Raw genomic sequence first — 12060 nt, 5'->3', positions numbered from 1 at the left:
TGTTCCCTTGGATCCGTGTCAGTCGATGAAGTCGGCCCGGCGCTCCAGACGCTTGGCCGCCTTCTTGAAATGGGCGCGGGCGGCGCGGCGCGCCTTCTCGGCTTCGCGATTGCGGATGGCCTCGCACACGGCCTGATGCTCGCCGAGCACCTCGTTGCTCCACTCCGCCGCCTTCACGTGCTTCAGAAGCACGCTGTGGAGGTTGGAGTGCAGGCGTGCGTGCAGGAACTCGATGAACTCCTGGAAATAGGTGTTGCCCGAGGCCACCGCGATCGCCTGGTAGAAGTCGCGCTCCGCCTGCACCCGCTCCTCCAGCGCGCCTTGGCCGACGCCGGTGGCCTCGACCATGCGGCGCAGGGCCTGCTCGATGCCGTCGAGCTGCTCGTCCGTGTGGTTCTGGGCGGCGAGGCCGGCGGCGTCGGACTGGACGCTGCGGAAGAGCTCGAGGATCTGGCGCAGTTCCTTGCGCTTGGCGAAGCAGTCCGGGCCGATGCGGAAGGCGGTGCGGTTGGTCGAGGCGGTGACGAAGGTTCCCAGCGCCTGACGCGATTCGATGCGCCCGTCGAACTTCAATTGGGACACCGCCTCACGGATCACGCTGCGCGCCACGCCGAAGTCGGCGGCCAGCTTCTGCTCCGTGGGCAGGCGGTCGCCGGGGCGTAGTTTGCCGGTTTCGATCTCCTGTGCCAGGACGCGGGCGATCTCGTCCGGCAAGCGGCGCGGACGGTCGATGGTCTGGTAGGTCCGCTCGTCACTGGCCATCGATGAGGTCTCCTTCCCCGTGGGTCCGCGCGGTCACCGGTAGATCACGCCGGGCAGCCAGAGGGTCAACTGGGGCACAAAGGTAATCAGCAGAAGCACGACCACCAGCGGCACCATGAAGGGCAGCGTGGCCGCCACGCACCGGTCGAACGGCACGTTGGAAATCCGCGACAGGATGTAGAGCACCATCCCCACCGGCGGTGTCAACAGGCCGATCATCAGGTTCAGAACCATGACGATGCCGAAATGGACCGGGTCGACCCCAACCGCCGTGGCGATCGGCAGCAGCACCGGGACGAGGATGGTGATGGCGGCGATGGTCTCCAGGAAGCAGCCGACCACCAGCAGGATCAGGTTGATCAGAAGCAGCACGACGACCGGGTTGTCGGTGACCGACAGGACGAGTCCGGCGAACTGCTCGGTGACCCGGTTGGTGGTGAGCAGCCACGCGAACACCGAGGCGGCCCCGGTGATGAACATGACGATCGCCGTCGTCTCGATGGTGTCCATGGTCACCCGGCACAGCGCGCGCAGGGTGAGCGTGCGGTAGACCACCAGCCCGAGGAACAGCGCGTAGGCGACGGCGGCGATGGCCGCCTCGGTCGGCGTGAACACCCCCAGGAGAATGCCGCCGACGATGAGCGCCGGCGTCATCAGCGACAGGAAGGCACCGCGGAAGGTGGTGCCGACCAGGGCCAGCGACAGCCGCGCATCGCGGGGGTAGTTGCGCCGCCGGGCGTAGAGCGCGACCATCGCCATCAGCGCGCCGGCCATCAGCAGCCCCGGCACCAGGCCGGCGACGAAGAGCTGGCCGATCGACGCCGAGGCGATCACGCCGTAGATGACCAGCGGCAGGCTCGGCGGAATGATCGGACCGATCGTCGAGGACGAGGCGGTGACGCCGATGGTGAAGTCGTCGTCGTAGCCGGCGTCGCGCATCGCCTTGATCTCGATGGTGCCGAGGCCGCCCGCGTCGGCGACGGCGGCGCCGGACATGCCGGCGAAGATCACGGACGACGCGATGTTGACGTGTCCCAACCCGCCGCGCAGCCAACCGACGATCGACGTGGCGAAGGCGAAGATCCGCTGGGTGATGCCGGCGGAATTCATCAGGTTACCGGCCATGATGAAGAAGGGGACGGCCAACAGCGGAAAGCTGTTCACCCCCTCGACCATCCGGTGCAGCGCGATCAGTTCCGGAAGGTCGCCGGACACCACAATGAAAAGGAGCGAACCTCCGGCGAGCGCCGCCGCGACCGGCATGCCGATCACCAGGAGGAGGGCGACCGACGCGAAGAGAAGCCAGGTCATCGCCTTGCCTCCGCGATCAGGGGGCTGGTGTCGTCGCGCCAGTTCCGCCAGGCGACGGCCGCGCTGCGCAGCGTCATCAGGGCAAAGGCGACGACGATCAGGCCGTAGACCATGTCGAGCGGCACATCGAGCGAGACCAGGCGCTTGCCCTGCATGCGTTCATAGACCGCCACGCCGAGCCAGCAGAAGGTGCCGTAGAACAGGGTGCGCAGGACATCCACCAGCGCGGAGAGAATGCGGGCGATGGGCACCGGCAGCAGGCGGTAGGTCAGTTCGATCGCGATGTGGCTGTTGCGCCGGGCCGCCATCGCCGCCCCGAAGAAGGTGACGGCGATCAGCAGGTAGCGCGCCACCTCTTCCGTCCAGATGATCGAATCGTTCAGCGCGTAGCGGCTGAAAAACTGCGCGAAGACCACCAGCGCCATGAACCAGAAGAACACGAACGCGACATAGTCCTCCACGGCGAAGCTCCTCGCGTCGAACTCCGAATCCTCGACGAAGCGGGGCTCGAGGTCGGCATCCGGAACGCCGGCCGGCGGCCCGTCGCCGCCGGCCGCCCCCTGCCGGAAGGGGAGTTGGTCCGAAACCACGCTCATCGTCCATCCTCATTGGGCGGGAGTTGCGTCACCGGATCGCCTGCAGGCGCGCCATGGCGTCCTTGCCCCAGGGGAACTGATCGCTGGCCAGCAGCGGCTCCATGACCGTCTGGAAGGGCGCCCGGTCGACCGCCAGCACCTGGTTGCCGCGCTTCTCGAATTCGGCGACCAGCTCCTTCTCCTTGCCGGCGATGTCCTCGGTGCAGGTCTGCGCCGCCTCGGCGAAGACCTCGCGGAAGATCGCCTTGTCGGCATCCGACAGCGCGTTCCAGCGCTTGTTCGAGACGATGGTGTACTGGGTTTCCGAGATGTGGCCGGTCAGCACGATGTATTTCTGCACCTCGTGGAATTTCTGGGCGTCGATGGTCGGAAGCGGGTTTTCCTGGGCGTCGACCACGCGCTGCTGCAGGGCCAGGTAGACCTCGGCGAAGGGAAGAGGCGTCGGGTTGGCGCCGAACGCCTTGAACGTCGTGACGAAGGCGGGGGCGTTGGGGACGCGGATCTTCATGCCCTTGAGGTCGGCGGGGGTCTTCACCGGCGTGTTGGCGGTGACATGCCGCGTCCCGTAGTAGGTGGCGGCGATGATCGAATTCCCGGTCTTCTCGGAGAAGCCGGCGGCGATGTCCTTCATCAGGTCGCTGCCCCAGGCGAACGCCTTCCAATGGTCGAGGTCGCGGAAGGCGAAGGGCGCGTTGCCGATGGCGGCCGGACCGTAGGCGTTCCCGGCGAAGAAGGCGCCGGTGTACATCATGTCGACGCCGCCCAGGCTCATGGACTCGTAGAGCGCGGTCTCGTTGCCCAGGGTCGAGTCGGGATAGACCTGCACCGTGTGGCGCCCGTCGGTGCGCTTGGCGATCGCGGCGGCGGCCTGGTCGGCGCAGACGGCCATCGGGTGCGATTTGCTGAAGACGTGGCCGAACCTGAAGGTGTCGGCCGCGGCCCCGGACGCCGCCGAAAGGGTGCCCACCAGCGTCAGTGCGGCGCCGAGCGCCAGACGGCTCTTCAATCGGGTCATCGTTCCTCCTCCGGCCGGCCGGTGCCGGCGTTTTTGGCTGTTTGGCGAGCGGTCGCCGCTGCGCAGCGGTGCCCGACGGAATGATCGTAGGCACAACAAACCGCACGCGTCCAGCTGAAAATCATATTGTCTGACAATCTGGTTTTTGCATACTGTCGCAGGATGGTTGATCGCCGCAATTACCGGTCTTTGTGTTGCGGCGCAGCGAAGTAACATGTCGCAACGGGCCGGTTTTCCGGCGTCGGGAGGAGAGAGACAGCATGGCAAACACGACGGAACGGCCGCGGATCGGCTTCATCGGCCTTGGACTGATGGGCCACGGCCTGGCCAGGAACCTGCTGGAGAAGGGACAGGACGTGACCGTGCTCGACCGCCGGCGCGAAGCGGTGGAGCGCCTTCTCGCCAAGGGCGCCCGCGAGGCGTCGGGGGTTGCCGCCCTGGCCGGCGCCTGCGACGTGCTGATCCTGTGCGTCAACACCGCCGAGGATGTCGAAGCGCTGGCGTTCGGTGCCGACGGCGTGCTGGCCGGGGCGCATCCCGGCCTGATCGTGGTCGACCACACCACCACCAACCCGGAGCTGGTGGACCGCCTCGCCGCGGGGCTGGCCGGCAAGGGGGCCCGCTTCGTCGAGGCGCCGCTGACGCGCACGCCCAAGCACGCCGAGGCGGGCCAGGTGAACGCCCTGGTGGGAGCCGACGAGGCGACCTTGGACGCGGTGCGGCCGGTCTTCGCCTGCTACGCCGAGAACGTCTTCCACATCGGCCCGGTCGGTCACGCCATCCGGCTCAAGCTGATCCACAACTACATCGCCATCTCCAACGTGGCGGCCTATTGCGAGGGGCTGGCGCTGGCCGCCAAGGAGGGGCTCGACCTCAAGAAGCTGTTCGACATCATCTCCACCGCCGGCGCCAACAGCGGCATGTTCCAGCTCTACGCGCCGGCCGTCCTGGCTGGTGACTTCACGCCCTGGTACGCGCTCCACAACGCCCAGAAGGACGTCAAGTACTACGCCCGCTGGGCCGAGTCGGTGGGCTTCCCGACCTTCCTGGGCGAGACGGTGCATCAGCTCTACGCGCTTGCCAGCGCCTCGGGCCACGCCGACGGCAACGTCACGTCGGTGATCGAGGTGTACGAGCGCCTGACGGGCGTTCCCGCCCGCCTGCCGCAATAGGCATCCCCCCATCCGACGTTTTTTGAAGAGGGTCGACCATGCTGCTCGACGTCCGCACCTACACCGCCCGCCCCGGGACGCTGAAGTCCCACCTCGACCTCTATGAGAAGCACGGCTTCGCCATCCAGAAGAAGCACCTGGGCGAACCGCTGGCCTACATGGTGACCGAGAGCGGGGAGCAGAACAGCTATATGCACATCTGGGTCTACGAGGATGCGGCCGACCGCGCCCGCCGCCGCGCCGCCCTGGAGGCCGATCCGGAGTGGGCCACCTACCGCCAGATCAGCGCGGAGGCCGGCTATCTCGTGAAGCAGGAGAACCGGCTGATGACCCCGGTGTCTTTCGCACCGATCCGGAGGTGAGACGATGCCCGCTCCAGCCCCGCGGACCGGCGGCCGCATCCTGGTCGACGCCCTGCGCACCCACGGCGTGGACATGGCGTTCTGCGTCCCCGGCGAAAGCTATCTGGCGGTGCTCGACGCCCTGCACGACGCCGCCGACGCGATCCGCCTGATCGTCTGCCGCCAGGAAGGCGGTGCGGCCAACATGGCGGAGGCCTACGGCAAGCTGACCGGCCGCCCCGGCATCTGCTTCGTCACCCGCGGCCCCGGCGCCACCAACGCCTCGATCGGCGTGCACACGGCGTTCCAGGACTCCACGCCGATGATCCTGTTCGTCGGCCAGGTCGGCCGCGGCATGGCCGAACGCGAGGCGTTCCAGGAGATCGACTACCGCCGCATGTTCGGGCCCCTGACCAAGTGGGTCGCCCAGATCGACGACGCCGCCCGCATCCCGGAGATGGTCGGGCGCGCCTTCCACGTCGCCGCGTCCGGCCGGCCCGGACCGGTGGTCCTGGCCCTGCCGGAGGACATGCTGAGCGAGACCGCCGAGGTCGCCGACGCCCGCCCCTATCACGTGATCCAGGCCCATCCCGGCGCTGACGACCTCGACGCCATGCGGCGCCTGCTGGCATCGGCGCAGCGGCCGCTGATGATCGTCGGCGGCGGCGGCTGGACGGCCGAGGCGTCGCGCGACCTGCTGGCCTTCGCCGAGGCCAACGGGCTGCCGGTGGCCGCGGAGTTCCGCTGCCAGGACTTCATCGACAACACCCATCCCAACTACGTCGGCGACGTCGGCATCGCCATCAATCCGGCGCTCGCCCGCCGCATCCGCGGGGCCGACCTGATCCTGGCCGTCGGCGCGCGCCTCGGCGAGATGCCGACCAGCGGCTACACCCTCCTCGACATCCCCTGCCCGCGCCAGACCCTGGTGCACGTCCACGCCGCCGCGCAGGAGCTGGGCCGGGTCTACCAGGCCGACCTGCCGATCCACGCGGGGTCGCCGCAGTTCCTCGCCGCGGCGCGGGCGCTGGAGCCCGTCGACTCCGCGGCGTGGCGCGACCACCTCGCCGCGGCGCGCGCCGATTACCTCGCCAACCTCGAGCACGCGCGCAGCGACACCGCCGGGCGCGGCGGCGTCGACATGGGCGAGGTGATGGCGCACCTGCGGTCCCGCCTGCCGCCCGAGGCGATCATCACCAACGGGGCCGGCAACTACACGGTCTGGGTGCACCGCTTCTATCAGCACCGGCGCTACCGCACCCAGCTCGCCCCGGCGAGCGGCGCCATGGGCTACGGCGTGCCCGCGGCGGTCGCCGCGAAGCTGGTGCGACCGCAAGCCCCCGTGGTCTGCTTCGCCGGCGACGGCTGCTTCCTGATGACCGGGCAGGAGCTGGCGACCGCGGTGCAGTACGACGCGCCGGTGGTGTTCCTCGTGGTCAACAACGGCATGTTCGGCACCATCCGCATGCACCAGGAACGCCACTATCCCGGCCGCATCAGCGGCACCGCGCTCGTCAACCCCGATTTCGCGGCCTACGCCCGCAGCTTCGGGGCCTACGGCGAGACGGTGGAAGACACCGGTGCGTTCCCGGCGGCGTTCGAGCGGGCGCTGGCGGCCGGCGTCCCGGCCCTTCTGGAGCTGCGGGTCGACCCCGACGTCATCACCCCGCGGACCACCCTGACGGCCATGCGGGCCGCCGCGGGAGCGTGAATCTTGCTCGAAACATCTGAATTTAGAGCGGGGCCACTCCAGGTGATTCCACCTGGAGTGGCCCCGCTCTAAAAGTCCAGGTCGGCGTAGTGCCGCGGCGGCGGGCAGCCGGGAATGGCGTCGGCGAGCAGGGCGCGGAAGCTGGGGCGGCACTTCAGCCGGGAGTACCAGTCCTTGGCCTCCTCGTTCTCGTCCCACGGCACGTCGCCGAGATAGTCGACGCAGCTCAGCTCCGCCGCCGCCGCCAGGTCGGCCAGCGAGAAGAAGGAACCGGCCAGCCAGGTCCGCCGCTCCGCCAGATAGGCGATGTAGTCGAGGTGGTAGTGGATGTTGGCCAGCCCGGCGCGGATCGCCGGGGCGAAGGGCTGGCCCTGGCCGGACACCCGCTTGACCAGCTTCTCGCCGACCAGGTTCTCGGTCACCTCGCGGTCGAACTTGCGGGTGAACCACTGGACGAGGCGGCGCACCTCGGCCCGGCCGGCCACCTCGGGCGGCATCAGCGGCTGGCCGGGATAGGCCTCCTCCAGGTACTCCAGCAGCGCGAACCCGTCGGCGATCACCGTACCGTCGTCCTCGACCAGCACCGGCACCTCGGCCGCCGGGGTGAGGGCCAGGAACTCCTCGCGGCGTTCCCACGGCTTCTCGATCACCGCCTCGAAGGGAAGCCCCTTTTCGGCGAGGGCGACGCGCGCCAGGCGCGACAGCGGGGAGAGCGGATGGTGGTACAGAATTCGCATGGCGGGCGGACTGTAGCCCAAGGGATCGCCGCGGCACAATCGGCCGATCGGCCGGTCACCGGTTTCCTACAGCAGGTCGCGCAGCATCGCCACCAGCGGCACGTCGGCCGGCGGCATGGGATAGTCGGCCATGCGGTTGGGGTAGACCCAGGCCAGCTGCTGCCCCTCCAGCGCCGTCACCGTGCCGTTCCAGACCCGGCAGACATAGAGCGGCATGAGCAGATGGAAGCTCTCGTAGCGGTGCGAGGCGAAGGTGAAAGGGGCGAGGCAGCTCGCCGCGGTGTCGACGTCCAGCTCCTCCTTCAGCTCGCGCACCAGGGCCGCCTCGGGCGTCTCGTCGGCGTGCACCTTGCCCCCGGGAAACTCCCACAGGCCGGCCAGCGGCTTGCCCGGCGGCCGGCGGGCCAGCAGCACGCGGCCGTCGGGATCGACCAGGGCCACCGCCGCCACCAGCAGCACCGGCGCCGAGCCGGCGGGCGGCGTGGAGTTGGGGTCGAAGCAGGCGGTGCTCATGGCGGCGCGTCTCCCGGCAGGGCCCGCCAGCGGTCGGCGGACAGGTCGTGGTGGAGCCCCGGCCGGCGCCCGCCGCGCAGGGCGAAATCATGGTCGCGCAGGCCGCCGTCGGCGAAACCGAGCCGCCGCAGCAGGCGCTGCGACGGACCGTTGTCCGGGTGCGTGCAGGCCCACACCCGGGGCAGCCCCGCCACGGCGAAGGCCCAGCCCAGCAGCGCGCCGACCATCTCGCCGGCGAAGCGGTTGCCCTGGAAGGGCCGCCCGACCCAGTAGCCGAGTTCGCCGGAGTCCAGCGCCAGGCCGGCCCCGCCGACCGGAACGCCGTCGGTCCGGCGCACCGCCAGCAGGTCGAGCGACCGGCCGGCGGCCCGGTTCGCCGCGCACAGGGCGACCCAGGCCGCGGCGTCCCCGGCGGTGTAGGGATGCGGCACGCGCGCCAGCCAGCGCGCCACCTCCCAGTCGCCGATCAGCGGCACCACGGCTGCCATGTCGCCGGCGCGGAACGGGCGCAGCAGCAGCCGCGCCGTGCCCAGGGTGTCGGGCAGGTCCGGCACGGCGCCGTCAGCTCCGGTAGCTGCCGTTGATGTCGATGTAGCCATGGGTCAGGTCGCAGGTCCACACCGTGGCCGAGCCGCCGCCCAGGCCGATGTCGACGGCGACGTCGATCTCCTTGCCCTTCATGTGGGCGGCCACCGGCGCCTCGTCGTAGCCCGGCACCTCCATCCCCTCGGCGCAGATCAGCGTGCCGCCGATGGCGATCTTCAGCCGGTCGCGGTCGGCCCGCTCGCCGGCCTTGCCCACCGCCATGACGATGCGGCCCCAGTTGGCGTCCTCGCCGGCGATGGCGGTCTTGACCAGCGGCGAGTTGGCGATCGACAGGCCGATGCGCTTGGCGGCGGCGTCGCTCGCCGCCCCGGTGACGCGGATCGTCACGAACTTGGTCGCCCCCTCGCCGTCGCGCACGATCTGCTGCGCCAGGTCGAGCATCAGCCCCTCCAGCGCCGCGCGGAACTCCACCAGGCCGGGGTCCTCGGCGTGGGCGACCGGCACGTTGCCGGCCTTGGCCGTGGCGAACAGCTGGAGCGTGTCGGAGGTCGAGGTGTCGCTGTCGACGGTGATCGAATTGAAGGTCTTCTCGGTCAGCTCCGAGAGCAGCGCCTGCAGCGCCGGCGCGGCGATGGCGGCGTCGGTGAAGACGTAGCCCAGCATGGTCGCCATGTCCGGCGCGATCATGCCGGAGCCCTTGCAGAAGCCGCTGATGGTCACCGTGGTGCCGCCGATCTTCGCGGTGCGGGTGGCGCCCTTGGCGAAGGTGTCGGTGGTCATGATGGCGCGCGCCGCGCGCTCCCAGGCCTCCGGGGTCGCGGCGAAGCCGCCGGCCATGCCGGGCAGGGACCGGGCGATGGCGTCGGCCGGCAGAGGCTGGCCGATGACGCCGGTGGAGGCGACGTAGACCTCCTCCGGGGCGCAGCCGGCGACCTCCGCGGCGGCCCGCACCGTCGCCTGCACCGTGGCGTCGCCCGCCTTGCCGGTGAAGGCGTTGGCGTTGCCGGCGTTGACCACCAGGGCACGGGCGAAACCGTGCGGCAGCGCCATGCGGCACCATTCCACCGGCGCCGACGCCGCCAGCGAGCGGGTCAGCACCCCGGCCACCGTGGTCCCGGGATCGAGCACCGCGAACAGCAGGTCGTCGCGCCCCTTGTAGCGGATGCCGCTGTTGGCGGTCGCCAGGCGCACGCCGGCCACCGGCGCAAGGGTCGGAAAGGCGGCGGGAGCGAGCGGGGAGACGGGCAGTGCCATGGACGGTGTTCCCTGGAACCTGGAGCGTTCGTTCATGCCGGCGCGCCGCGCCGGCCGGCGCACAAGATAGACACGGACCCGGCGGATTTGAACGGGTTTCACGGGAGCCGGCCGGCGCGGTCCTGCCGCGCCGGCCGCAACGGCCCCCGTGCGACCGGCGTTCCGCCACGCCGGCGGCGGACGGAAGCGGCGCGCCGGATTACGGCTTCTTCGCCGCGTCGGGCTTGGCCTCCGCGTCGCCCCCCTCCTTGGCCGGCTCGCCCGCCGCCGGCATCGGCGAGCCGTCGAGCTGGTAGGTCTCGATCTTGGCGGTGGTGCGCAGTTCGTCCACCAGCCCGGCGACGATCTCCTTGGACAGCTCGCGCTCCAGATCCGGCTTCACCTGATCGAGCGTCGGCGGCTCCGGCGTGCGGCGGTCCTCCACCTTGATGACGTGCCAGCCGAACTGCGTCTGCACCGGCGCCTTGCTGATGTCGCCCGGCTTCATGGCGAAGGCGGCCTCGGCGAACGGTTCGACCATCGCGTCCTTGGTGAAGTAGCCGAGGTCGCCGCCCTGCGCGGCGGCCGCGGTGTCCTTCGACTTCTCCTTGGCGATCTTGGCGAAGTCGCCGCCCTTCTGCAGCTGGTCGATGATCTCCTTGGCCTCGGCCTCGTTCTCGACGAGGATGTGCGACGCCTTCACCTCCTCCTGCGACGGGTTGTCCTTGAGGTACTGCTTGTAGGCCTCGTCGAGCGCCTCCGGCGTGATGCGCTCCTGGATCTTCTGCTCGACGTAGGCGCGCTGCACCGCGCGCTCCTCGGCGGCCTTGAGCTCCTGCTTCACCTGCTCGCTGCCCTGCAGCCCGGCCTTGTAGCCGGCCCCGGCGATGAGCTTCTGGTTGACGAGCTGCTCCAGGATCGCGGGATAGAGCATCTCCAGCGGCATCTGGCGCACCTGCGGCGGCAGCTGGCCGGCCATGCGCATGAGGTCGGAGGCGTGGATCTCCTGCCCGTCGACGCGGGCGATCACCGGATCCGCCGGCTGCTGCGCCGCCGTCCCGCTCGGGGACTCCTGGGCCGCCGTTGCGGCCGGGGCCGGCGGGGTTCCCTGGGCATGCGCCCCCAGGGCGACGCCGCTCGCGGCCAACGACAGGAGGGCTGCGCGAAGCACTCGGTTCATTCTGGTGTCTCCATCCTTCCGGCGGACGTCGGCGGTCGAACTGGGGAGGCCGGGGCCGCCCGCCGGCACCCCGCATCCGTGTCCCCGTGTCGGCATTAAGCATGGTGCGTCGGCGCTGGCAAGCGAGCGTCGACGCCGCCGGAGCGCGCCCGCCGGCGCGATGGGCCCGTCCGGACAGATCTCGCCTCGGCGCCGGGATGGAACGCATAACCCGATATTCGACATACCCAAGTATTCGTATGTCACAATGCTGTAATTGACTCATATTGTCGCATTTTTTCTCTTGTTCACAGGAAATTATAAAATCCAATATTCGCTTGCCCATGAACTCATCCGCGCATTACCGAAACAACAGCGCGATTCGTTCAGTTCATGTCGCATCACATCAATCAATATGAAAACAGGAGAAAGACAATGTCGGCTCGCAGTGTGACTGCCACGGTTCGGAACAACACCAACGACACCCTGGTTCTCAACAGCGCCAAGCTGGATCACGGCATCTGGTCGGAGAACCAGTATCCGCCGTCGACCATCGCCCCCGGCGCCACCGGGAGCTGGATGGCCGAGTCCGACGGCTTCATGACCGGCGTGGAAGGAACGGTCACCTATCTCGTCGGCTCGGCGGGGGTCTCGTCGTTCTACTTCGACAACCCGTATGTCGGCTCCAACGAATACAGCGCGTCGGCGCCCAAGGGCTTCCAGGTCGTCACCAACGGCACCTCCGGCGACAACTCCACCGTGAGCTACACCCTCGCCGTCGCATAACGGCGGCGCGGCGGGCGCCCCTCGCGGGCGCCCGCCGGCGGCGCAGCGTGTCGGCGGCGCGGAAGCGGGCGAACCGGTCGCGCCCGAACGCGAGCGGCATCGCGTCCACGACCGTCATCCGCCATCATCCGCGCAATGACGCGCGATGGCGCGCGACTCGCCCTGCGCCCGCTCCACT

The 12060-nt window shown here is 69.6% G+C and carries 13 protein-coding genes; 4 read left to right on the top strand and 9 right to left on the bottom strand.

The window, feature by feature from the left end:
• Positions 1 to 18 precede the first annotated feature (18 nt).
• From ACSBPG_RS08410 to ACSBPG_RS08395, 4 genes are read right to left on the bottom strand one after another with little or no spacing between them, the layout of a single operon-like run.
• The gene (locus ACSBPG_RS08410; protein ID WP_435536689.1) at positions 19 to 762 is read right to left on the bottom strand and encodes a FadR/GntR family transcriptional regulator; all 744 of its coding nucleotides are present in this window, start codon (positions 760 to 762) and stop codon (positions 19 to 21) included.
• A 33-nt stretch (positions 763 to 795) separates the two neighbouring features.
• Positions 796 to 2073, bottom strand: a complete 1278-nt coding sequence (locus ACSBPG_RS08405) for a TRAP transporter large permease (RefSeq protein WP_435536688.1) — start codon at positions 2071 to 2073, stop codon at positions 796 to 798.
• The gene (locus ACSBPG_RS08400; RefSeq protein ID WP_435536687.1) at positions 2070 to 2669 is read right to left on the bottom strand and encodes a TRAP transporter small permease; all 600 of its coding nucleotides are present in this window, start codon (positions 2667 to 2669) and stop codon (positions 2070 to 2072) included. Before ACSBPG_RS08400 ends, ACSBPG_RS08405 begins: the two co-directional genes overlap by 4 nt.
• A 28-nt stretch (positions 2670 to 2697) precedes the next feature.
• Complete coding sequence (locus ACSBPG_RS08395) at positions 2698 to 3684, bottom strand: sialic acid TRAP transporter substrate-binding protein SiaP (protein ID WP_435536686.1); 987 nt, start codon at positions 3682 to 3684, stop codon at positions 2698 to 2700.
• A 260-nt stretch (positions 3685 to 3944) separates the two neighbouring features.
• Here ACSBPG_RS08395 and ACSBPG_RS08390 point away from each other — a divergent pair, with 260 nt between their 5' ends.
• Genes ACSBPG_RS08390 through ACSBPG_RS08380 form a run of 3 tightly spaced genes read left to right on the top strand, consistent with a single transcriptional unit; the run spans position 3945 to position 6908 of the window.
• A complete protein-coding gene (locus ACSBPG_RS08390; protein ID WP_435536685.1) occupies positions 3945 to 4856 on the top strand; it encodes an NAD(P)-dependent oxidoreductase in 912 nt (303 codons plus the stop codon).
• Between the two features lie 38 nt (positions 4857 to 4894).
• Positions 4895 to 5218: an NIPSNAP family protein gene (locus ACSBPG_RS08385; protein WP_435536684.1), complete on the top strand. Its 324-nt coding sequence runs from the start codon at positions 4895 to 4897 to the stop codon at positions 5216 to 5218.
• Positions 5219 to 5222: 4 nt separating this feature from the next.
• Entirely contained in the window at positions 5223 to 6908 is a 1686-nt protein-coding gene (locus tag ACSBPG_RS08380; protein ID WP_435536683.1) for a thiamine pyrophosphate-binding protein, read from the top strand.
• A gap of 68 nt (positions 6909 to 6976) precedes the next feature.
• On the opposite strand, the gene ACSBPG_RS08375 is transcribed toward ACSBPG_RS08380, so the two are convergent.
• The 5 genes from ACSBPG_RS08375 to ACSBPG_RS08355 all read right to left on the bottom strand — a co-directional run bounded on the left by ACSBPG_RS08375 (position 6977) and on the right by ACSBPG_RS08355 (position 11117).
• Entirely contained in the window at positions 6977 to 7645 is a 669-nt protein-coding gene (locus ACSBPG_RS08375) for a glutathione S-transferase family protein (protein WP_435536682.1), read from the bottom strand.
• A gap of 66 nt (positions 7646 to 7711) precedes the next feature.
• Entirely contained in the window at positions 7712 to 8158 is a 447-nt protein-coding gene (locus ACSBPG_RS08370; RefSeq protein WP_435536681.1) for a (deoxy)nucleoside triphosphate pyrophosphohydrolase, read from the bottom strand.
• The gene (locus tag ACSBPG_RS08365) at positions 8155 to 8712 is read right to left on the bottom strand and encodes a GNAT family N-acetyltransferase (protein ID WP_435536680.1); all 558 of its coding nucleotides are present in this window, start codon (positions 8710 to 8712) and stop codon (positions 8155 to 8157) included. The genes ACSBPG_RS08370 and ACSBPG_RS08365 overlap by 4 nt, the downstream gene beginning before the upstream one ends.
• Positions 8713 to 8719: 7 nt before the next feature.
• Entirely contained in the window at positions 8720 to 9958 is a 1239-nt protein-coding gene (gene argJ / locus ACSBPG_RS08360; protein WP_435536679.1) for a bifunctional glutamate N-acetyltransferase/amino-acid acetyltransferase ArgJ, read from the bottom strand.
• Between the two features lie 199 nt (positions 9959 to 10157).
• A complete protein-coding gene (locus tag ACSBPG_RS08355) occupies positions 10158 to 11117 on the bottom strand; it encodes a peptidylprolyl isomerase (RefSeq protein ID WP_435536678.1) in 960 nt (319 codons plus the stop codon).
• 414 nt (positions 11118 to 11531) lie between these two features.
• Here ACSBPG_RS08355 and ACSBPG_RS08350 point away from each other — a divergent pair, with 414 nt between their 5' ends.
• Positions 11532 to 11882, top strand: coding sequence for an aegerolysin family protein (locus ACSBPG_RS08350; RefSeq protein ID WP_435536677.1), 351 nt, complete (start codon positions 11532 to 11534; stop codon positions 11880 to 11882).
• The last annotated feature ends 178 nt before the right edge of the window (positions 11883 to 12060 follow it).

Source organism: Azospirillum sp. ST 5-10, from assembly GCF_051225715.1.
GTDB lineage: Bacteria > Pseudomonadota > Alphaproteobacteria > Azospirillales > Azospirillaceae > Azospirillum.
The sequence above is the reverse complement of the archived record's forward strand: the minus strand, read 5'-3'. Positions and strand labels throughout refer to the sequence as shown.